This is a genomic window from Pseudomonas sp. GM80, from assembly GCF_000282515.1.
Taxonomy (GTDB): domain Bacteria; phylum Pseudomonadota; class Gammaproteobacteria; order Pseudomonadales; family Pseudomonadaceae; genus Aquipseudomonas.
In genome coordinates, this window is sequence record NZ_AKJD01000248.1 from 16664 (window position 1) to 37114 (window position 20451).

Consider the following 20451-nt stretch of genomic DNA (forward strand, 5'->3'; position numbering starts at 1 on the left):
GTTGTGTATCGGAGTCGACACAATAGCAGCGAGCGCTATGCTGATCACGGTCGGCGCGACGATTTACCGATCATCGGGTGCCGCGCCGCCGCCGGTTCCGCTACAATGCGCGCCGATTTCGACCTGCCTGAGAGCCCATTCATGTCCGCCTGCCAGACTCCTATCATCGTCGCCCTGGATTTCCCCACCCGTGACGCCGCACTGAAGCTGGCCGACCAGTTGGACCCGAAACTGTGCCGGGTCAAAGTGGGCAAGGAACTGTTCACCAGTTGCGCCGCGGAAATCGTCGGCACCCTGCGTGACAAGGGTTTTGAAGTATTCCTCGATCTGAAATTCCACGACATTCCCAACACCACCGCGATGGCCGTGAAAGCCGCCGCCGAGATGGGCGTGTGGATGGTCAACGTGCATTGCTCCGGCGGTATGCGCATGATGGCCGCCTGCCGTGAAGAACTGGACAAGCGCAGCGGCCCGCAGCCATTGCTGATAGGCGTGACCGTGCTGACCTCGATGGAACGTGAAGACCTGGCCGGTATCGGCCTGGACATCGAGCCGCAAGAGCAAGTGTTGCGTCTGGCCGCGTTGGCCGAGAAGGCTGGCATGGACGGTCTGGTGTGCTCGGCGCTGGAAGCGACGGCGCTGAAAACCGCGCACCCGTCGCTGCAACTGGTGACCCCGGGGATTCGCCCGGCGGGCAGCGCGCAGGACGATCAGCGCCGCATTCTGACCCCGCGTCAGGCGCTGGATGCCGGTTCCGATTATCTGGTGATTGGTCGTCCGATCAGCCAGGCGGCTGACCCGGCGCAGGCGCTGGCAGCAGTTGTAGCCGAAATCGCCTGATCCTGTAGGAGCTGCGGCACGCTGCGATCTTTTGATCTTGCCTGTCTTGTGGTCGAAAACGTTAAAAGATCGCAGCCTTCGGCAGCTCCTACAGGTTATGTAAACCCCTGTAGGAGCTGCGGTACGCTGCGATCTTTTGATCTTCGACGTTAAACCTTCAACACCAACTTGCCAAAGTTCTCACCGCTGAACAACTTCATCAGCGTCTCCGGAAAGGTCTCCAGGCCTTCGACGATGTCTTCCTTGCTCTTGAGCTGCCCCTTGGCCATCCAGCCGGCCATTTCCTGCGCCGCGCTGGCGTATTGCGCCGCGTAATCCATCACCACAAAACCTTCCATGCGCGCGCGGTTGACCAGCAGCGACAAGTAATTGGCCGGGCCTTTGACCGCCTCTTTATTGTTGTACTGACTGATCGCACCGCAGATCACCACCCGCGCCTTCATGTTCAGGCGGCTGAGCACGGCGTCAAGAATGTCACCGCCAACGTTATCGAAATACACGTCCACGCCTTTCGGGCATTCGCGCTTGAGGCCGGCGATCACGTCTTCGTTTTTGTAATCGATGGCGCCGTCGAAACCCAGTTCATCAATCAGGAACTTGCACTTGTCGGCGCCGCCGGCAATACCCACCACGCGGCAACCTTTGATCTTGGCGATCTGCCCGGCAATGCTGCCCACCGCACCCGCCGCCCCGGACAGCACCACGGTGTCGCCAGCCTTCGGTGCGCCGACATCCAGCAGGGCGAAATACGCGGTCATGCCGGTCATGCCCAGTGCGGACAGATACACCGGCAGCCGCGCCAGTTTCGGATCGACTTTGTAGAAACCTCTGGGCTCGCCGAGGAAATAATCCTGCACGCCAATGGCACCGTTGACGTAGTCCCCAACAGCAAACCCTGGATTGTTCGAGGCGATGACTTTGCCTACGCCCAGTGCGCGCATCACCTCACCGAGACCGACCGGCGGGATGTAGGACTTGCCCTCGTTCATCCAGCCACGCATGGCCGGGTCGAGGGACAGGTATTCGTTCTTGACCAGAATCTGTCCCGCCGCCGGCTCGCCGACCGGTACTTCCTGATAGGTAAAAGTCTCGCGGGTGGCCGCACCCACCGGGCGTTTGGCGAGCAGGAACTGGCGATTGGTCTGGGAAGTCATGACAGGCACTCGAGTTGAATGAAGCTTTGTTGATAGACCTTCGACGGCAACGTCGCAAGGTTGGCTGATGCGGCGAATGCTAGTCGATCCAGTGCAGTGATAGTCACCCGCACAGGTTTATCACTGCGACGCATGAGCACTTAAACAGCCACTGGATAGTGCTGACGTCTGGTAACCCGCTGTCGCTATGCTGCAACGACAAGCATCCCCCTGCATCTTTGCGTTCGAGGACATAACAATGAGCATGACGTTTTCCGGTCAGGTTGCCGTAGTCACAGGCGCGGCCAACGGCATCGGCCGTGCGACCGCCCAGGCATTCGCCGCCGAAGGCTTGAAAGTGGTGGTCGCCGATCTGGATACCGCGGGGGGCGAGGGCACCGTGGCGCTGATTCGTACAGCCGGCGGCGAAGCGACCTTCGTGCGTTGCAACGTGACCGTCGAAAGCGAAGTGAAAAATCTGATGGGCGAGGTGATCAATACCTACGGCCGTCTCGACTACGCCTTCAACAATGCCGGCATCGAGATCGAGAAGGGCAAACTGGCGGAAGGCTCAATGGACGAGTTCGACGCGATCATGGGCGTCAACGTCAAAGGCGTCTGGCTGTGCATGAAGTATCAGTTGCCATTGCTGCTGGCGCAGGGCGGCGGGGCGATCGTCAACACCGCCTCGGTGGCCGGACTTGGCGCAGCGCCGAAAATGAGCATCTATGCGGCGTCGAAACACGCGGTGATCGGCCTGACCAAATCGGCAGCCATTGAATACGCGAAGAAGAAAATCCGCGTCAATGCGGTGTGCCCGGCGGTGATCGACACCGACATGTTTCGTCGTGCCTATGAGGCTGATCCGAAGAAGGGCGAGTTCGCCAATGCCATGCACCCGGTCGGCCGTATCGGCAAAGTCGAGGAGATCGCCAGCGCCGTGCTGTACCTGTGCAGCGACGGCGCCGCCTTCACCACAGGGCACTCGCTGGCCGTGGACGGTGGCGTCACCGCGTTCTGAAGCCGCGCCTGAAAACCAACCCGCCCTGGTGCGGGTTTTTTTATGCCGGCAGCCTGCTCTGTGTATCCGCTAAACAATGTGTATCAAGGCGTTAGAACGGTCGCTTTTGACGGCGTTGTCGCACAGCCTGTGCGGCGCGGCTGTGATTTACTGCCGCCAGCAAAACGGACAGGAGTTTACGAGCTCATGGAATTGAGAATTGACCGCCAGGCATTGGTGCCGGTAGTGCAGCAGATTGTTGACGGACTCACTGACTGGATCATGCGAAGTGGCGTGCCACCCGCCACGCGTCTGCCCTCGGTTCGACAAATTGCCCGGGGCAATCTGCTCAGTCAGTCCTGTGTGACCGAGGCCTGCGAACGGCTGGTTGCCCAAGGCATTCTGGCCTCACGTCAGGGCGCGGGATTTATGGTGGCGGCGTCACCCAAAACGCTGAGCAGAACGGCCGGCGAGGTCGGCTGCGCAGGGATGTGTGCAACGGTGGGCGGCCTGAAGCTGGGGAGCGGCGGTTTGCCTCAGGGCTGGCGTGAGTCTGACGACCTGAGCTACGCGATCAGGCAGGTCGCCCGCACCGACATGGCCAGTCTGTTCGGCTACAGCTCGGCATTGGGCCTTTTCACCCTGCGAGAGCAGATCGTCAAACGCCTTAAAACCCTCAGCATCGAAGCCCATGAAAGCCAGCTACTGACCACGGCGGGGGCCAGCCACGCGCTTGATCTGATCGTTCGGACGCTGTTGCGGGCCGGGGATTGCGTGGTGGTTGAAACCCCGGGTTATGCGCCGTTGTTCAACCTGCTGCGCTTGCATGGCGTGCACATGCTTGAGGTGCGCCGCACCCCGCTGGGGCCCGATGTTGTCGCACTCGAGGCGCTGCTGCAGGAGTTTCAGCCGGTCGCGATGTTTATCAACAGTCATCATCACAACCCGACCGGCACCAGCCTGACGGCGACTGTGGCACAGCAGATCCTGCAGCTGTGCAGGCTGCACGGCGTGCGCGTGATTGAAGATGATGTCTACGCCGACCTGCACAGTGGTAACGGCACGCGACTGGCGGCGCTGGATGAACAGGTTATTTATGTGGGCAGTTTTTCGAAAACCCTGAGCAGTTCGCTGCGGGTCGGTTTCATTCTGGCTGACGCCGAGCTGATCGCCCGGCTGGCGCAGGTCAAGATGATCAGTTGCCTGGGCGCTTGCGGTTTCAGCGAGGCGGTGCTGGCCAGCCTTTTGGGCAGCGGCGCTTATCGAAAACTGGTGCAGCGCCAGTGCCAGCGTTTGAATACCGATCGTGCAGCGGCGTTGCAAGCGCTCGAAGACGCTGACTGGGAGGTTTTCGGCAAGCCGACCGGCGGGTTGTTCATCTGGGCGCGCTCTTCCATGACCGATCATGTGCGTCTGCGCCGACACGCGCAGCGTAATGATGTGGTGTTGTCTGCGCCGAACGCCTTCAGCCCCAGCGGTGAGGCCAGCGAGTGGCACCGGATCAACGTCGCCTACGCCTGCGACCCTCGGGCTCGGCAGTTTTTTCGCAGTACCTGTGCGGATCGACCTCGAGTGTTCTGAAAACGACGCGAGCGTAGCTTTTTGCCATTATTCCGACGCCAGAGACTTGTGCTGGTTCGTGGCCGTTGCGAATCTTCGTGCACAGACTATGGCAGAGGACTACGCGCAATGATTTCGGCCGTGCAAGGACGTTTTGCCAACCTCGGTATGGCGAAAAAACTGGGTGTCGGGTTTGTCCTGGTGCTGTTGTTGACCGCGCTGGTCGCGGCCATCGGGGTCTGGTCCCTGCAGACCATCAGTCAGCGCTTCGAGGGGCTCAAGCAGATGTCTGCGCTGAACAGTGGCCTGCTCAAGGTGCGCCTGCTGGAGCAGGAATACGCTTTGCGCGGTGACCCGAAAACCGCCGATGCCTTGCGTCAAGGCGTCGATGGGCTGATTGCCCAGGCCAACGAACTCAAGGCGCTGTCGCCCTCCAATGTGGCGGTGATGACGGATGTCGAGCAGTCGCTGGGGGCCTATCGCAAGGCGTTCGATGAGTTCGTATCGCTGACACAAGCCAAGGATCTGGCGCTGGAGATGGCCAGTTGGTCGGTGTCCAGCGTGGCCAACAATCTCGATGTGTTGCAGGCCGGGCTGGCCGATGATGGTGCTTATACATTGAAAGACACCGAGGGCAAGGACGGTGCGCAGTTTATCGAGCAAGCCAGTCAGGTCAGCCAGGTTTCGCGCTTGATGCTGCAAGCGATGAACGAGGCGCGAATTCGTCTGGACCAAAGCCGCAAGGGCGATGCCGACAGTGCGGGCAAGGGCAACATCGAACAGGCGGCGCAGGCTCAGGCACAGGCCGAGGAGCTGAAAGCAACGGTCAAGGACGAGGGCTATCTGACGGTGCTCAATGAGGTGTCCGGGCACATCGCCGGGTTCAACGACAAACTCGCCGAATACACCGGACTGCTGGCGCAGGAAAAAACCGTCTACGAACAATTGCACCAGCGCGCCGCGCAAGTGGTGGAGCGGGTCAATCAGGCCTATGTCGCTGAAGACGGTGCGATGCAGGCGGAGCTGAAGAAAAATTCGTTGCTGATTCTTGGGTCGTCGGCGCTGGCATTGTTGGTGGGCCTGATCGCCGCATGGGTTATTACCCGCTTGATCGTGGCGCCGTTGCGCAGCGTGATTCAGGTGGCGCAGCAGATTGCTGCCGGCGATTTGAGCGCCACGGTGCAAGTGACGCGACGGGACGAAATAGGCCAGTTGATGCAGGCCATGCAACAGATGGGCGCGGGGTTGAGCACGATTGTCAGCGGCTTGCAGGCGGGCATCGAGCAACTGGCCAGTTCGGCGCAATCATTGTCGGCGGTGACTGAGCAGACCAACCTTGAGGTCAGCAGCCAAAAAGAGGAAACCGAGCAGGTTGCCACGGCCATGAATCAGATGACCGCAACCGTACACGATGTGGCGCGCAACGCCGAAGAAGCGGCGTTGGCCGCACAAACGGCGGATGGCAAGGTCGAGAGTGGTCAGCAGGTGGTGCGTCAGAGCATGGCGCGGATCGAGCAGTTGGCGGATTCGGCGTCATCGGCCAGTTCCAGCATCGAGAGCCTGAGCGCGGAAATTCAGAATATCGGAACGGTGCTCGAGGTGATCAAGAGCGTGGCCGAGCAGACCAATCTTCTGGCGCTCAACGCGGCAATCGAAGCGGCGCGGGCCGGGGAGCAGGGCCGGGGCTTCGCAGTGGTGGCGGATGAGGTGCGTGCGTTGGCGCGGCGCACGCAACAATCGACCGAGGAGATCGAGCGCTTGGTCAGTGCGTTGCGGGCAGCGGCGCATTGGTCGGTGCAGCAGATTCAGGGCAGTGGTGAGCTGGTGAAGCTGGCAGTCAGTGATGCGTTGCAGACGGAGAGTGCGCTGGGGAGTATTGCGGCAGCGGTTTCGTTGATTCAGCAAATGAATCAGCAGATTGCGGCGGCGGCCGAGGAGCAGAGTTCGGTGGCTGAGGAGATTAATCGCAGCGTCACGAGTATTCGGGCGAGTGCAGATCAGTCGTCGCTGGCGATGCGCGGGAATGCGGCGTCGAGTGTTGAGCTGGCGCAGTTGGGCAATGAGTTGCGCTCGATGGTCGGCCACTTTCGGCTCTGACCCTCGGCAGCCCCTCCACGATTGAATGTGCACAAGTTTCATGCAGGAGCTGCCGAAGGCTGCGATCTTTTGATCTTCTTTTGCAGAAGCAAAGCTTGCTCGCGATAGCGCTCTAACCATTTCTAAAACAGTACCCAATCCCTGTGGGAGCTGGTTTGCCAGCGATAGCGGCCTGACATTCCCCCCCAATCTCCCTCGACCACCCACAAAAAAAGCCACCCCTCGGTGGCTTCTCTTTCATCCCCTGCGATCAGTCGTAGATGACTTTCTTCTTCCAGTCTGCGTCCGCCTCGACGTCTTTGAGGCCGGCTGTCAGTTGGTTCTCTTCGCCTTCGACCGGGGCAATTTTGTCCATGACCTGGGCGTTGGCACGGGCCAGCAGTTTTTCCAGGTATTGCAGTTGTTCGGCGTATATCTGCGGATCCTGCTGTTTGCGCAGGTATTGCACGCCGCGTTCGAAGGCGAGGCGGGCCTGGCCGGGCTGGTTTTGTTGCAGGGACTGTTGGCCGAGGTTGTTGAAGAACTCGATGTGCAGCAGCACCAGGATGTGGCGGACTTCACGAATCCACTGCTTGGCTTCGTTTGGCGGCAGGAAGCCGTCGTGGGCAGCGCGGGTGATCTGGCCGTGCAAGGCTTCGAGGAGGAAGCGCACGTCCTTGGCTTTGGCTTCGGTCAGGATCGGCGCCGGCGGGTTGTTGACCGGGATTGATTCGCCCTGAGCGACCAGTGCGCTCAGTTCAGTGATACGAGCTTTGGTGGTGGCGCTGGTTTTTTCCAGGTTCAACAGGCGCTGGCAGACGTTGAGTTCCAGACGGGTCAACAGCAGTTTGAGGCCGGGGGTCATGAACTGGCCGGGGAAGGTCTCGGTCAGTTCGCCGCAGCGGCGCAGGCGGTCGTTGAGTTCGACTTTGGTGCGGGCCTTCTCCAGTTTGTTGTTTTCCACCACATGGTTCATGTAGCCAATGGCGATCAGAATTGCGATCCCGGCTATGACTAGCAGGGTGATCATGAGTGGTGTCACCGGTAAGACCTCTTTATAGGGTTCGCATGCGAGTGTAGTGGCTGGGCATTTAGGCGCCTAGCGCCGCTCGACGAGTTGGATCGGCAGGTTCAATCTGTATCGGCCGCGTGCTGCTTATATGAATGCTGGCGCTTGATGTGCAGATTGCCATCACTGTGCGCTGACTATAACGTCTTGGCGGGTGGCGGAATATAGGCGTCAAACGTCGGGCGACGGAAAAGCCCGATCGGCCTCGCAAAGCAGGGCGAAGTCATTGATTTAAATAAATTTATATCGGGGGGTTGACGACCTCTCAATCCATCCATAGAATGCGCGCCACTTACAGCGTAAAGCGCACAGCGAAACGCGGTAGGGAGTGAAGTTGTAGTGTGTCCCCTTCGTCTAGTGGCCTAGGACACCGCCCTTTCACGGCGGTAACAGGGGTTCGAGTCCCCTAGGGGACGCCAATGCGGGAATAGCTCAGTTGGTAGAGCACGACCTTGCCAAGGTCGGGGTCGCGAGTTCGAGTCTCGTTTCCCGCTCCATTTTTAAACAGCAGTGCTTTCGGGCGGTGCTGAGTGAAACCAGAACCAAATCTTCGGACGCGGATCTGGACACCGAAACACACACCATGTGTTCCGGGTAGCGTGTCCCCTTCGTCTAGTGGCCTAGGACACCGCCCTTTCACGGCGGTAACAGGGGTTCGAGTCCCCTAGGGGACGCCATTTGCGGGAATAGCTCAGTTGGTAGAGCACGACCTTGCCAAGGTCGGGGTCGCGAGTTCGAGTCTCGTTTCCCGCTCCAAATTCTAGAAACGCCGCTCAGTGAGCGGCGTTTTTATTAGTGAAAGTTGTAGCCTGTGTCCCCTTCGTCTAGTGGCCTAGGACACCGCCCTTTCACGGCGGTAACAGGGGTTCGAGTCCCCTAGGGGACGCCATTGCGGGAATAGCTCAGTTGGTAGAGCACGACCTTGCCAAGGTCGGGGTCGCGAGTTCGAGTCTCGTTTCCCGCTCCATATTCAACAAAAACGCCGATCAGTGATGATCGGCGTTTTTGTTTGTGCGCGATTTGTCGTCGCCCACAAAAAAGGACCTTCACGGTCCTTTTTTTGCGTCTGCCAGAACCCGGCCATGCGCTGACCGGATTCGAACGATCGATCACAGCTTCGGCAGTTGCCCGATGCGGCCCATCATTTCGGTGACGATTTGCAGGTCCAGCAAGAACTGGTCAACGGTCTTGAATTCGCCATCGGTGTGTCCGGTGTATTTCACCTCAGGGCGTGCCAGGCCGAATTGCACGCCGTTAGGCAGTTCATGCACCGACGTGGCACCGGCAGAGGTGCCGAACTCGTGCTTCATGCCGAGGTTTTCTGTAGATACGGCCAGCAACGCCTTGACCCACTCACCTTCCGGATTACGGTACATCGGTTCGGCAACCGAGTAATCGAAGGCCACTGCGACGTGAGTTTTCTTCGTCCAGGCACTGAGTTTGTCAGCGATTTCAGCCTTGAGTTTTTCTGGCGACTTGCCCTTCGGCACGCGCAGGTTCACCGCCAGTTTGAAGGCTTTGTCATCCTCACCGACATACGTCAGAGAGGTGGTCAACGGACCCATGAAACTGTCGGAGAAGCCCACCTTCAAAGTGTTGCCCAAGTAATCCAGGCCCCAGTTGTCGGCGGCGTAGCGGGCGGCATCGGTGAACTGGTTGTGCTTGAGGGCAACTTTACCGTTCAGGCTATTGATGAACACCAGCATGCGCGCCACCGGGTTCACGCCGGACTCCGGTTCGGAGGAGTGCGCAGAAACGCCGGTCACCGTCAGCTTGACGTCTTTACCGTCAACCTTGGCCGCCACTTCGAAGTTGCCGCCATTGTGCTTGGCGAACTCGTTGCCGGCCTTTTGCAGGCTGGCGGCCAGTTCGGCAGGTTTGTCGGTCAGCAATGTGACGACGGACGCCGAAGGAATCTGGTTGGTCGCCAGGCCGCCGGTCATCGAGGTGATTTCCGCGCCTTTGCCTTCGGCTGTGCGTTTGGCAAATTTGGCCATCACGGTGCCGTAGCCTTTTTCGGCAATCACCACCGGGTAACCACCGTCCAGCGCCATGTTGTAGGCCGGCGTCGGGTTGTTTTCGAAGTAGTAAGGGATGGCGTCGCCAGTGGTCTCTTCGGTGGTGTCGACCAGCAGTTTGAAGTTGCGTGCCAGTGGCAGCTTTTCTTCCTTGATCACTTTCATCGCGTACAACGCGACAACGATGCCGTTCTTGTCATCCTCGGTGCCGCGTCCGTACATGCGGTCGCCAATCAGGGTGACTTTGAAAGGATCAAGCTTGGTGCCGTCCTTGAGCACCCAGTTTTCCGGCGTCACCGGCACCACGTCGGCGTGGGCGTGAATGCCGACAACTTCATTGCCTGCGCCGTCGAGGGAAATTTCGTAAACGCGGTTGTCGACGTTGCGGAATTTCAGATTGAACGATTCGGCCAGGCTCTGGATCTTCGCGGCAATCTTGATGAACTCAGGGTTGTCGTGCTGGGCCACACCTTCCTTCTGAAAGGTCGGGATCTCGACCAGTTCACGCAGGGTTTCCAGCGCAGCTTTGCCGTATTTCACGCGGGTGTAGATACCCAGCAGACGGTGAACTTCGTTCAGTTGTTCAGCGGTCAGGGTCTTGTTGTCGAGGAAGGCGCTGATGGCCGGGCCGAGATTTTCGCTTTTGGCGATGTCGCTCTTGGCCAGACTGCCCAGAAACTCGCGGAAATCCGTGACGGTTTTGTCGTCGAAGGATTTCAGGATGACCGCGCTTTGCTGTGGCGTGATGTTGGCTTGAGCGGCGCTGGTGAATGACGCGAGGCTGGCCAGCATCAGGGTAGCGGCGGCCAGTTGCTTGAGGGAGAAATCCATTACGGAGGCTTTCCTTGCGGGCAATTGATGAGAAATATTTCTGACGGTTGCGTCAGAAACATTTTGCAAACTAACACTGTGGGCGATTACCCAGGGAGTCCTGAAACTTGATCTGTCGCACAGAAACGCAAAAGAGGCGCAGAAATGAAAAAGTCCCGGCAAGCGATTGCCGGGACTTTTTTGTCGCTTACATCGACAGCATCAAGCGCCCGGCGAACAGAATCAGGATCACGCCCATGCTGCGTTCGAACCAGTGCCCCATGCGCATGAACAGCACGCGCACCTTGTTGCTGGAGAAAAACAGCGCGACGATCACGAACCACAACGCATTCACAAAACACATCCACAAGCCATAAAAGGCCTGGATTTGCAGGGGCGTGCTGGCACTGATGATCGTGGTGAAAATCGCCAGAAAGAACAGCGTTGCCTTGGGGTTGGTGGCGTTGGTCAGGAAACCGGTGCTGAACGCCTTGAACAACGATTGTTCCACCAACGGTTCATCGGCGGCTTTTTCGCCTTCAAGGGTGGTTTTCGGTTTGCTGCGGATCAGGCTGACCCCCAGATACAAAATGTAAGCACCACCGACTACCTTGGCCACGGTCAACAACCATGGGGTGGTGTGCATCAACGCGCCGACGCCGAGCAAGGTGTACAGAACGTGCACGGAAATTCCCGCGCCGATGCCCAGTGCCGTGCAAATCCCCACCAGCCGTCCGAAGCGTACGCTTTGGCGGATGGTCACGGCGAAGTCCGGGCCGGGAGCGACCACGGCGAGAAAGTGAATGGTGGCCAGCGCCAGAAACTCGCCCAGGTAATTCGAATACATCTCAGCTCCAGAAAGTCAGGGGTGAAGCATTGCCGCGATAACCGACAAAGAAAGAAAGGCTCAAGCGCGGATCTGCCACGCCCGGGGTCACCGAGTGCATGCAGCGCGAATTGAACATGATGAAGTCGCCGGGTTGCGGTCGTACTTCAAGCGCTGGCGGACCGAGCAGCGCCGGGTCGATGCCGTAACTGTCACCACGCATTTCGTCGAACTGATCCGGGCTGATGTCGTCGTCCCACATCTGCAACGCGCCGCCCTCGGTCGGCATGTTCAGGTAGACGTTGCAGGCAAATTGCGCTTCGAGGCTGCGTGCCTGAAAACTGTCCGGCGCGTCCTTGGCAAAAATGTCGTGGTGGGCGAGAAAGCACACCCCGGGCTTCACCACCCGCGACAGGCCGACATACATTTTGCGACCGTAGAGGTTTTCCAGATGCGCGCCGGCCGGCCAGGATTCGTCGAGCATGCAGCGCAAGGTATCGACCGGCGAAGAGTAGGGCGCGCAGCGATTGCGCAATTCAGCAATATTGCCGGTGGCGCGTTCGAAGTAATCCTCGATCAACAGCGGCTGGTTTTCTGCTTCGTAAAACGCCATGCCGATGCGGCCGATACTCGGTGCGTTGATGTACCCCTCAAAGCCTGGAGCGAGAATCTTGTCGCCAATTTCGATGGCCAGCGGCGTGGGCAAAAAGCCTTTGACGCGGATGGCGAGGACTTCTTCGTTGGCCAGTTTTTTTATGCACGTCTCATCGAGACGCTCGACGTCTAGCATCATTTTTTTAGGTCCATCTATCGATAGTCAACGGAACCTGCGAGTGCGGTTCCCCGGCGTCGGACGCTGCGCAGGGCAGCGCCCGAAATGCTCAATCCACGTGGTAGTGGACGGACAGCGTGCCCTTCTTCTGCGACAGGGACGCGATCGTGACTGTGCCCAACTCCTTCAGGCTACGAACGTGGGTGCCGCCGCAGCCATAGGCCGGCAGTTCACCAAAACCGATTTCCCGTGCGCCTTCACGCAGCGAGGTCAGGCGCGGCAGATCGTCGTCGATCCACTGCCCGATCCCGGACTGGAGGGTCTGCGCGTCGACCTCCTGTGCACTGTCGCTCGGTTTGAATTGCACCCGGCCTTCGTCTGGCCAGTGATGCGCCTTGATCGGCATCCAGCCCATGGCCTGGACAAAATGGCCGATCAGGTGCCCGGCAGAATGCATGCGCGTGTTGAACTCGCGCCGCGGCTGGTCAACCCGGATAGCGGTCATGCCGAGCGGAACAGGGCGGTCGACGAAATGAATGATCCGCTCCGGCTCCTGCACCACGCGCAGAACCTGGGCTTCTCCGATCCAGCCGGTATCGCAAGGCTGGCCGCCACCCTGCGGATGAAACAGCGTGGCGCGCAGCACCACGGCGAATTCTTGCTCATGGGCCGTGCAATCGAGCACTTCCACATTAGCCTTGAGGTGATCGCTATGGAAAAAGAGGCGAAGCGTCATATTCCATGCCCTTATTAAAGTTTCTGTTTTTATTATATGAATCGTGTAATAACGTGATAATCCGTTCAAACATCAAAGGACTTGTGCGCTGTGAGCATAAATCTGCCGCTACCGCTGCTCGGCGAAATGGCGATTTTCGTCAAGGTCGTGGAGACCGGCAGCTTCTCTGAAGCAGCCCGCCAACTGGGGTCGTCACCGTCCGCAGTCAGCCGCAGTATTTCCCGCCTGGAAAAAGCTCTGGCCACCCGCTTGTTGCAGCGCACCACACGCAAGCTGCGCTTGAGTGACGGCGGCGAAGAAGTGTTCAAGCGCTGTCAGGAGATGGTCAGCGCGGCCAAGTCAGTGATGGAAATCAGCGGCCAGTTCACGCATGAAGCCGAAGGGCTGGTGCGGGTCAGCGTGCCGAAAGCGGTCGGGCGCTTTGTGATTCATCCGCACATGCCGGAGTTTTTGCGGCGCTATCCCAAGGTCGATGTCGAGTTGCTGCTGGAGGACCGTCAGGTTGATCTGATCGACGATCATGTTGATCTGGCCATTCGCATCACCGACCGGCCACCGGCCGGGTTGGTCGGTCGGCAATTGCTGACCATCGACCATATGCTGTGCGCCACCCCGCAATACCTGGCCGAACACGGCACGCCGACGCACCCGCATGACTTGCTCAACCACAGCTGCATTTACCTGGGCGAAACCCCGAGCGATGCGCGCTGGAAATTCAAGAAGGGCAGTAAGTCGGTAACGGTCGGAGTACGTGGTCGATATGCCGCCAACCATACGGGTGTGCGGTTGGGCGCGGTGTTGCAGCACATTGGCATTGGCAGCCTGCCGTACTTCACCGCGCGTTATGCGTTGGAGCAGAAGTTGATTGTGCAGGTGTTGCCGGACTGGACGTTCCTGGCTTCCTACCACGGTGGACTCTGGCTGTTGCATTCGCCCACGCGGTATTTGCCGCCGAAGTTGCGCGTGTTCATCGACTATCTGGTGGAGTGTCTGGAGAGGGAGCCGACGTTGAGCAAGCCGGGCAAGGCGGGCAGTGTGAATAACGCGGCGATGGCGTATGAGCTGCCGGAAAGTGAAGGGTTGTTGTAGCGCAAAAGCAAAAGATCGCAGCCTTCGGCAGCTCCTACAGAGGAATGCGCCTTCCTGTAGGAGCTGCCGCAGGCTGCGATCTTTTGATGTTAAATCAGTGCTTGCTGTCCTGAGCGGACATCGCCAGCAACTGCTTTTCCTGATTCCAGTCGAACGGTTCGTCGTTCTGTTCAGCTTCGTAACGACGCTCTTCCAGCGCCTGATACATGTCGATTTCTTCATCGGACAGGTAATGCAGGCAGTCACCGGCGAAGAACCACAGCAGATCCCGCGGGATCAGGTGAGCGATTTGCGGATAACGGGTAATCACTTGAGTCAGGATGTCCTGGCCCAGGTATTGGCTTTCGATCGGATCGATCGGCAGCGATGCGAGCAGTTCGTCGAAGCGCTCCAGAAACAAGGCATGGCTTTCTTCGGGAACCTGTTCGGCCTCACCTACGGCGACCAGGATACTGCGCAGGTGGTCGAGCAACACAAGATGATCGGCAACGACGTTGGACACGAGATAAGTCCTCAAGAGCAAAACGGGCGCGGGAGTATAAAGCTCCTGCGCCCGCTTGGACATGGGTCTCAGGATCAGCGGACTTTGCCCTCTGCCTGTTTCAGCTCTTCTTTGTCGAAGTCATCGACATCAATCACCTTGCGGCGCGCCGCTTCGGCATCGCGCAAGCTCTGCGCTTCCACTGCTTGCAACACGCCCGCTTCAAGTGCCGCGTCGATCGCGTGTTCGCCCGCAACCGGTTTGACCTGACCGCTTTTCAGCGACGCATGCAGCTTTTTATGCAGCGGATGCGCGGCCGTCAGCAGATCGCTGGCGTGTTGCAACGCACCGACCGCATCGTCCGGCGACTGTGGGCGATAGCAACCGGCGAGCAGTTCTTCCAGCGCCGGATCACCTTTCGCCCGACCAATCACGCCAGCCACTTCGGCACCGAGTTTGTCCGACGGGCCTTTGTGACGACGGCCAAACGGGAAGACGATGACGCGCAGCAGGCAACCGAAGACTTTGTTCGGGAAGTTGCGCAGCAACTCGTCCATGGCCCGCTCCGCTTGGCCGAGGCTTTCTTCCATCGCCCAGCGAAACAGCGGCTCCATGTACGCCGGCGAATCCAGATCGTGATAACGCTTGAGCGCCGCCGAGGCCAGATACAGGTTGCTCAACACATCGCCCAGTCGTGCCGACAGACGCTCGCGACGTTTCAGCTCGCCGCCGAGCAGCATCATGCTGAAGTCGGCGAGCATCGCGAAAGCGGCTGCCTGACGGTTAAGCGCGCGGAAGTAGCCTTGGCTGATCTTGTCGCCCGGCGCATGTTCGAAGTGGCCGAAACCAAGGTTCAGCACCAGCGTGCTGGCGGCGTTGCTCACGGCAAAACCGATGTGTTTGAGCAGCAGGCCGTCGAACTCTTTCAGCGCCTGATCCTTGTCCTCGCGGCCGGCGAGGGCCATTTCCTTGAGCACGAATGGATGGCAGCGAATCGCGCCCTGACCGAAGATCATCAGGTTGCGCGACAGGATGTTCGCGCCTTCCACGGTGATGAAGATCGGCGCGCCGTTCCAGCTGCGCCCAAGGTAATTGTTCGGGCCCATGATGATCGCCTTGCCACCGTGGACATCCATGGCGTGGCTGATGCATTCGCGACCGCGTTCGGTGAGGTGGTATTTGAGGATCGCCGACAGCACCGATGGTTTTTCGCCCAGATCGACCGCGTTGGCCGTGAGCATGCGCGCGGCGTCCATCATCCACGCGTTGCCGCCGATGCGCGCCATCGCTTCCTGAATGCCTTCGAACGCCGACAGCGGCACGTTGAATTGTTCTCGGATTTGCGCGTACTGACCGGTGACCAGACTGGTGAACTTGGCGGCGCCGGTACCCACCGCTGGCAGCGAGATCGAACGGCCGACCGACAGACAGTTCATCAGCATCATCCAGCCTTTGCCGAGCATCTCCTGACCGCCGATAAGGAAGTCCAGCGGGATGAACACGTCTTTGCCGGAGTTCGGGCCGTTCATGAACGCAGCGCCCAGTGGCAGGTGACGACGGCCGATTTCGACGCCGTCGGTGTCGGTCGGGATCAGCGCGAGGCTGATGCCGAGGTCTTCCTTCTCACCCAACAAGTGTTCCGGGTCATACGCTTTGAACGCCAGGCCGAGCAGTGTCGCCACCGGCCCGAGAGTGATGTAGCGTTTTTCCCAGTTCAGGCGCAGGCCAATGACTTCCTGACCTTCCCACTGACCTTTGCAGATGATCCCGGTGTCGGGCATTGCACCGGCATCGGAACCGGCGAGCGGGCCGGTGAGGGCGAAGCATGGAATGTCGTCGCCACGGGCCAGACGGGGCAGGTAGTGATTGCGTTGTTCGTCGGTGCCGTAATGCAGCAACAGTTCAGCCGGGCCGAGGGAGTTGGGCACCATCACGGTGGAGGCGAGGTCGCCGCTGCGGGTCGCGAGTTTCATCGCCACTTGCGAGTGGGCGTAAGCCGAGAAGCCTTTACCGCCAAATTCTTTCGGAATGATCAGGGCAAAAAAGCCGTGTTCCTTGATGTGCGTCCAGGCTTCCGGCGGCAAGTCCATCGACTGGCCGATCTGCCAGTCGGTGACCATCGCGCAGAGTTCTTCGGTCGGGCCATCGATGAAGGCTTGTTCTTCTTCAGTCAGTTGCACCTTGGGATAGGCCAGCAGTTTGTCCCAGTCCGGACGGCCGCTGAACAGCTCGCCATCCCACCACACGGTACCGGCATCGATCGCGTCGCGCTCGGTCTGCGACATCGGCGGCAAGGTTTTCTGGAACCAGTTGAACAGCGGCGCGGTGAAATGTTTGCGGCGCAGATCAGGCAGCAGCAACGGCGCGGCGACCACTGCGAGCAGCACCCAGAACACCAGCAGCAACCAGCCCGGTGCGTGACTGAAAATGCCCATTGCCAATAAGTAGACGGCAACGATGCCCAACGCGGGCAACGGGGCGATACGCCGGTGGGCGATATACGCCACGCCGACAACCAAAACCAGTATCCACAACAACAGCATATTTCAGTCCTCCGTGAACCAAGGCAAATCGACCCTCCAGAGCTTAGACCGCATCTGCAAAACCGGGTGGTCAGACCAAGGTGATTGAAATCGTGGGAAACCCCGGATCGTTTTCGTAGGTTCGGTGGGCAACACGTGTGGGAAATCGTTCGGTGATCCCGCGTCTTTGCATCCATGTTTGGCCGAAACGTCGTTATCTCTGTGCTTGAGCTGTCGCTAGACTCCAGATTCATTCAGGAGACTGCCGTCATGCACGAGTATCTGAGTCCCGGCCGCTTCACCGATAGTGACCACCCGGCGGTGGTGGAGTTCGCTGAACGACATCGGGGTGCCAGTCGCGACCCGGTCGAGCAGGCGATCAATCTTTATTACGCCGTGCGCGAAGCGGTGCGCTACAACCCCTACACTTTCAGTCGCGATCCGCAAACCCTGCGCGGCAGCTACGCGTTGGCGGCGGGGGAGAGTTATTGCGTGCCCAAAGCCACGCTGCTCGCCGGTTGCGCGCGGCATTGCGGGATCCCGGCGCGGATCGGTCTGGCCGACGTGAAGAATCATTTATCGACGCCGCGTCTGCTCGAATTGCTGAAAAGCGACATGTTCGCCATGCACGGTTACACCGAGTTTTTCCTCAACGATCGTTGGGTCAAGGCAACGCCGGCGTTCAACCAGAAACTCTGCGAACTGTTCAACGTCGCGCCGCTGGAATTCGACGGCATCAATGACAGCGTTTTCCATCCGTTCAATCGTGATGGCGCACAATTGATGGAGTACCTGGTCGATCACGGTCAGTTCGCAGATGTGCCGGAAACCTTCTTCTTCGAACACCTGGAAAAATGCTATCCGCACCTGTTCGGCGATCAGCAGCCACAACTGTTGGGCGACATGCACAACGATGTAAGCCGCGTCTGATCCGGCGTATGCTGGCCGCCCACGCATTTGCAAAGAGGCGGTCATGCTGAAGATCTGGGGACGGAAAAACTCATCGAATGTCAGGAAGCCATTGTGGGCCGCCGAGGAACTCGGCCTGGCCTACGAGGCGATTGATGCCGGTGGCGCGTTCGGTGTGGTCGACACACCGCAATACCGGGCGATGAACCCGAACGGTCGCGTGCCGGTGATCGAAGACGACGGTTTCGTGCTGTGGGAATCCAACGCCATCGTGCGCTACCTGCTCGCCAAGCATGCGCCGAACAGCGCCTGGTATTCGGCTGATCCGCAAGCCCGCGCCATCGCCGACAAGTGGATGGACTGGACCACGTCGAGTTTTGCCGGGCCGTTCCGCACGGTGTTCTGGGGAGTCTTGCGCACCCCGGCGGACAAGCAGGACTGGTCGGCGATCAACGCCGCGATCAAGGAATGCACTGAGTTGTTGAGCATGGCCGACGAGGCGTTGGCCAGCCAACCGTATCTTTCCGGCCAAGACATCGGCATGGGCGATATCCCGCTCGGCAGTTTCATTTATGCCTGGTTCGAGATGCCCATCGAACGCGCCCCGCAAGCGCATCTGCAGGCCTGGTACGAGCGTCTGAAGCAGCGTCCGGCCTACCAGAAAGCAGTCATGACCGCGTTGACTTAATACCTACTATCGACACACTTGACTGTACTTGTACGGCGGCGGCAAGCACCATTGCGCACTTGCGCTGCGGTTCGATCCTTCGCCGCCGTCTCCTTTTTCCCTTCAATGGTGCGTAAATCAGATATGAGTTCCGCTCTGTCCATCCGGCAGCTAACCAAAACCTACGGCAACGGGTTCCAGGCCTTGAGTGGTATCGATCTGGACGTCGCCGAAGGTGACTTTTTCGCCTTGCTCGGCCCTAACGGTGCCGGCAAATCCACAACCATCGGCATTCTCTCGACCCTGGTCAACAAGACCAGCGGCACGGTGAATATCTTCGGTCACGACCTCGACAAAAATCCTGCGCAGCTCAAGCGCTCGATCGGCGTGGTGCCGCAGGAATTCAACTTCAACCAGTTTGAGAAGACCTTCGACATCGTCGTCACTCAGGCCGGTTACTACGGCATTCCGGCGAAAGTCGCCAAGGAACGCGCCGAGCAGTACCTGACGCAACTGGGCCTGTGGGACAAGCGCGATGTGCCGTCGCGTTCGCTGTCCGGCGGCATGAAGCGCCGTTTGATGATTGCCCGCGCGCTGGTGCACGAACCGCGTCTGCTGATCCTCGATGAACCGACCGCAGGTGTCGACATCGAGTTGCGCCGCTCGATGTGGACGTTCCTCACCGAACTGAACCAGAGAGGCATCACCATCATCCTCACCACGCACTATCTGGAAGAGGCTGAGCAGCTGTGCCGCAACATTGGCATCATCGACCACGGCACCATCGTCGAGAACACCAGCATGAAACAGTTGCTGGGCCAGTTGCACGTCGAAACCTTCTTGCTCGACCTGAAAAACGACTTGAGCGTCACGCCGCAATTGCTCGGCTACCCCGCGCGGTTGATCGACAGCCATACCCTGGAAGTCCAGGTCGACAAATCCATGGGCATCACGGCGTTGTTTACCCAATTGGCGCAGCAGAACATTGAAGTGCTGAGTCTGCGCAACAAAACCAATCGCCTTGAGGAGCTGTTCGTGTCCCTGGTGGAGAAAAATCTGTCGAAGGTGGCGGTATGAGTTCCGAATTCCGTCCCAACCTCGTCGCCCTGCAGACCATCGTTTACCGCGAGGTCAAACGCTTCACGCGGATCTGGCCGCAGACCCTGCTGCCACCAGCAATCACTATGGTTCTGTATTTTGTGATCTTCGGGAACCTGATCGGCCGGCAGATCGGCGACATGGGTGGCTTCACCTACATGGAGTACATCGTGCCGGGCCTGATCATGATGTCGGTGATCACCAACTCTTACGGCAACGTGGTCTCGAGTTTCTTTGGCAGCAAGTTCCAGCGTTCCATCGAAGAATTGATGGTCTCGCCGGTGTCGCCGCATACGATTCTGATCGGCTTCACCATTGGCGGCGTATTGCGCGGTCTGATGGTGGGCGTGATCGTGACGATTCTGTCGCTGTTCTTCACCCATTTGCAGGTGCATCACCTCGGCGTGACCATTCTGGTGGTAGTACTGACGGCGACGATCTTCTCGCTGCTGGGCTTCATCAACGCCGTGTTCGCGCGCAACTTCGATGACATTTCGATCATCCCGACGTTCGTGCTGACGCCGCTGACGTATCTGGGTGGGGTGTTCTACTCGATCACCTTGCTGCCGCCGTTCTGGCAGACCGTGTCGCTGGCGAACCCGGTGCTGCACATGGTCAATGCGTTCCGTTACGGCATTCTTGGTGTGTCGGACATCAAGATCGGCATCGCCATCACCTTCATGCTGGTGGCGACAGTGGTGCTGTACCTCGGTTGTGCGCGTTTACTGGTGAGTGGCCGCGGGATGCGTACCTGATCCACACACAATCCCTGTAGGAGCTGCGGCACGCTGCGATCTTTTGATCTTGAAGGTCACCATCAAAAGATAGATCGGAAGAGCACACGT

General features: G+C 59.0%; 17 protein-coding genes, 6 tRNA genes and 1 pseudogene. 16 read left to right on the forward strand and 8 right to left on the reverse strand.

All coding sequences use genetic code 11. From position 1 onward, the window contains the following. Positions 1–141: 141 nt before the first annotated feature. The gene (gene pyrF / locus PMI37_RS28285) at positions 142–840 is read left to right on the forward strand and encodes an orotidine-5'-phosphate decarboxylase (RefSeq protein WP_008087829.1); all 699 of its coding nucleotides are present in this window, start codon (positions 142–144) and stop codon (positions 838–840) included. Positions 841–989: 149 nt separating this feature from the next. On the opposite strand, the gene PMI37_RS28290 is transcribed toward pyrF, so the two are convergent. Continuing rightward, a complete protein-coding gene (locus PMI37_RS28290; protein WP_008087831.1) occupies positions 990–1994 on the reverse strand; it encodes an NADP-dependent oxidoreductase in 1005 nt (334 codons plus the stop codon). 238 nt (positions 1995–2232) lie between these two features. Here PMI37_RS28290 and PMI37_RS28295 point away from each other — a divergent pair, with 238 nt between their 5' ends. From PMI37_RS28295 to PMI37_RS32610, 4 genes and pseudogenes are all read left to right on the forward strand, one after another. After that, entirely contained in the window at positions 2233–2994 is a 762-nt protein-coding gene (locus tag PMI37_RS28295; protein WP_008087833.1) for an SDR family oxidoreductase, read from the forward strand. Between the two features lie 186 nt (positions 2995–3180). Beyond that, positions 3181–4554 (forward strand): aminotransferase-like domain-containing protein, encoded by a 1374-nt coding sequence (locus tag PMI37_RS28300; RefSeq protein WP_008087835.1) that lies wholly within the window; start codon positions 3181–3183, stop codon positions 4552–4554. Between the two features lie 990 nt (positions 4555–5544). Beyond that, positions 5545–5769, forward strand: a pseudogene (locus PMI37_RS32605) (HAMP domain-containing protein); the annotation flags it as partial. After that, on the forward strand, positions 5767–6630 hold the full coding sequence (locus tag PMI37_RS32610; RefSeq protein ID WP_443216830.1) for a methyl-accepting chemotaxis protein: 864 nt from the start codon (positions 5767–5769) through the stop codon (positions 6628–6630). The pseudogene PMI37_RS32605 and the gene PMI37_RS32610, both read left to right, overlap by 3 nt. A 250-nt stretch (positions 6631–6880) precedes the next feature. Here the strand turns inward: PMI37_RS32610 and PMI37_RS28310 are convergent, their stop codons facing one another. After that, entirely contained in the window at positions 6881–7639 is a 759-nt protein-coding gene (locus PMI37_RS28310; protein WP_045123332.1) for a hypothetical protein, read from the reverse strand. 382 nt (positions 7640–8021) lie between these two features. Between PMI37_RS28310 and PMI37_RS28315 the strand changes: the two genes are divergently transcribed. From PMI37_RS28315 to PMI37_RS28340, 6 genes are all read left to right on the forward strand, one after another. Beyond that, positions 8022–8097, forward strand: a tRNA-Glu gene (locus PMI37_RS28315). A gap of 2 nt (positions 8098–8099) precedes the next feature. After that, positions 8100–8175 (forward strand) — tRNA-Gly (locus tag PMI37_RS28320). A 104-nt stretch (positions 8176–8279) separates the two neighbouring features. After that, positions 8280–8355: transfer RNA gene (locus tag PMI37_RS28325), tRNA-Glu, on the forward strand. A gap of 3 nt (positions 8356–8358) precedes the next feature. Then, positions 8359–8434 (forward strand) — tRNA-Gly (locus tag PMI37_RS28330). Between the two features lie 57 nt (positions 8435–8491). Then, a tRNA-Glu gene (locus PMI37_RS28335) sits at positions 8492–8567 on the forward strand. A 2-nt stretch (positions 8568–8569) separates the two neighbouring features. Next, positions 8570–8645, forward strand: a tRNA-Gly gene (locus PMI37_RS28340). Between the two features lie 142 nt (positions 8646–8787). Here the strand turns inward: PMI37_RS28340 and PMI37_RS28345 are convergent. From PMI37_RS28345 to PMI37_RS28360, 4 genes are all read right to left on the reverse strand, one after another. Beyond that, a complete protein-coding gene (locus tag PMI37_RS28345) occupies positions 8788–10527 on the reverse strand; it encodes a dipeptidase (RefSeq protein WP_008087841.1) in 1740 nt (579 codons plus the stop codon). A 187-nt stretch (positions 10528–10714) separates the two neighbouring features. Continuing rightward, positions 10715–11353: a LysE family translocator gene (locus PMI37_RS28350; RefSeq protein WP_008087842.1), complete on the reverse strand. Its 639-nt coding sequence runs from the start codon at positions 11351–11353 to the stop codon at positions 10715–10717. Position 11354: 1 nt separating this feature from the next. Next, positions 11355–12125, reverse strand: coding sequence for a 2OG-Fe(II) oxygenase (locus tag PMI37_RS28355; protein ID WP_008087844.1), 771 nt, complete (start codon positions 12123–12125; stop codon positions 11355–11357). Positions 12126–12213: 88 nt separating this feature from the next. After that, on the reverse strand, positions 12214–12840 hold the full coding sequence (locus tag PMI37_RS28360; protein WP_008087846.1) for a hypothetical protein: 627 nt from the start codon (positions 12838–12840) through the stop codon (positions 12214–12216). Between the two features lie 90 nt (positions 12841–12930). Here PMI37_RS28360 and PMI37_RS28365 point away from each other — a divergent pair, with 90 nt between their 5' ends. Next, positions 12931–13929, forward strand: coding sequence for a LysR family transcriptional regulator (locus PMI37_RS28365; RefSeq protein ID WP_008087848.1), 999 nt, complete (start codon positions 12931–12933; stop codon positions 13927–13929). A gap of 94 nt (positions 13930–14023) precedes the next feature. Here the strand turns inward: PMI37_RS28365 and PMI37_RS28370 are convergent, their stop codons facing one another. Beyond that, complete coding sequence (locus PMI37_RS28370; RefSeq protein WP_008087850.1) at positions 14024–14431, reverse strand: PA2817 family protein; 408 nt, start codon at positions 14429–14431, stop codon at positions 14024–14026. Between the two features lie 74 nt (positions 14432–14505). Then, on the reverse strand, positions 14506–16953 hold the full coding sequence (locus tag PMI37_RS28375; protein ID WP_008087852.1) for an acyl-CoA dehydrogenase: 2448 nt from the start codon (positions 16951–16953) through the stop codon (positions 14506–14508). Positions 16954–17202: 249 nt separating this feature from the next. Between PMI37_RS28375 and PMI37_RS28380 the strand changes: the two genes are divergently transcribed. The 4 genes from PMI37_RS28380 (at position 17203) to PMI37_RS28395 (ending at position 20361) form a co-directional block, all read left to right on the forward strand. Next, entirely contained in the window at positions 17203–17862 is a 660-nt protein-coding gene (locus PMI37_RS28380) for a transglutaminase-like domain-containing protein (protein WP_008087854.1), read from the forward strand. A 43-nt stretch (positions 17863–17905) separates the two neighbouring features. Then, entirely contained in the window at positions 17906–18529 is a 624-nt protein-coding gene (locus PMI37_RS28385) for a glutathione S-transferase family protein (RefSeq protein ID WP_008087856.1), read from the forward strand. A 123-nt stretch (positions 18530–18652) separates the two neighbouring features. Further along, positions 18653–19585, forward strand: coding sequence for an ABC transporter ATP-binding protein (locus PMI37_RS28390; protein WP_008087858.1), 933 nt, complete (start codon positions 18653–18655; stop codon positions 19583–19585). Then, a complete protein-coding gene (locus PMI37_RS28395; RefSeq protein ID WP_008087860.1) occupies positions 19582–20361 on the forward strand; it encodes an ABC transporter permease in 780 nt (259 codons plus the stop codon). The genes PMI37_RS28390 and PMI37_RS28395 overlap by 4 nt, the downstream gene beginning before the upstream one ends. The last annotated feature ends 90 nt before the right edge of the window (positions 20362–20451 follow it).

Bases quoted from the DNA above. Each gene is read 5' to 3' on its own strand.
- PMI37_RS28295 (WP_008087833.1), top strand. From the start codon at position 2,233: ATGAGCATGACGTTTTCCGGTCAGGTTGCCGTAGTCACAGGCGCGGCC.
- PMI37_RS28390 (WP_008087858.1), top strand. From the start codon at position 18,653: ATGAGTTCCGCTCTGTCCATCCGGCAGCTAACCAAAACCTACGGCAAC.
- PMI37_RS28290 (WP_008087831.1), bottom strand. From the start codon at position 1,994: ATGACTTCCCAGACCAATCGCCAGTTCCTGCTCGCCAAACGCCCGGTG.
- PMI37_RS28350 (WP_008087842.1), bottom strand. From the start codon at position 11,353: ATGTATTCGAATTACCTGGGCGAGTTTCTGGCGCTGGCCACCATTCAC.
- PMI37_RS28345 (WP_008087841.1), bottom strand. From the start codon at position 10,527: ATGGATTTCTCCCTCAAGCAACTGGCCGCCGCTACCCTGATGCTGGCC.
- PMI37_RS28360 (WP_008087846.1), bottom strand. From the start codon at position 12,840: ATGACGCTTCGCCTCTTTTTCCATAGCGATCACCTCAAGGCTAATGTG.
- pyrF (WP_008087829.1), top strand. From the start codon at position 142: ATGTCCGCCTGCCAGACTCCTATCATCGTCGCCCTGGATTTCCCCACC.
- PMI37_RS28355 (WP_008087844.1), bottom strand. From the start codon at position 12,125: ATGATGCTAGACGTCGAGCGTCTCGATGAGACGTGCATAAAAAAACTG.
- PMI37_RS28375 (WP_008087852.1), bottom strand. From the start codon at position 16,953: ATGCTGTTGTTGTGGATACTGGTTTTGGTTGTCGGCGTGGCGTATATC.
- PMI37_RS28385 (WP_008087856.1), top strand. From the start codon at position 17,906: ATGCTGAAGATCTGGGGACGGAAAAACTCATCGAATGTCAGGAAGCCA.
- PMI37_RS28395 (WP_008087860.1), top strand. From the start codon at position 19,582: ATGAGTTCCGAATTCCGTCCCAACCTCGTCGCCCTGCAGACCATCGTT.
- PMI37_RS32610 (WP_443216830.1), top strand. From the start codon at position 5,767: ATGGGCGCGGGGTTGAGCACGATTGTCAGCGGCTTGCAGGCGGGCATC.
- PMI37_RS28380 (WP_008087854.1), top strand. From the start codon at position 17,203: ATGCACGAGTATCTGAGTCCCGGCCGCTTCACCGATAGTGACCACCCG.
- PMI37_RS28310 (WP_045123332.1), bottom strand. From the start codon at position 7,639: ATGATCACCCTGCTAGTCATAGCCGGGATCGCAATTCTGATCGCCATT.
- PMI37_RS28300 (WP_008087835.1), top strand. From the start codon at position 3,181: ATGGAATTGAGAATTGACCGCCAGGCATTGGTGCCGGTAGTGCAGCAG.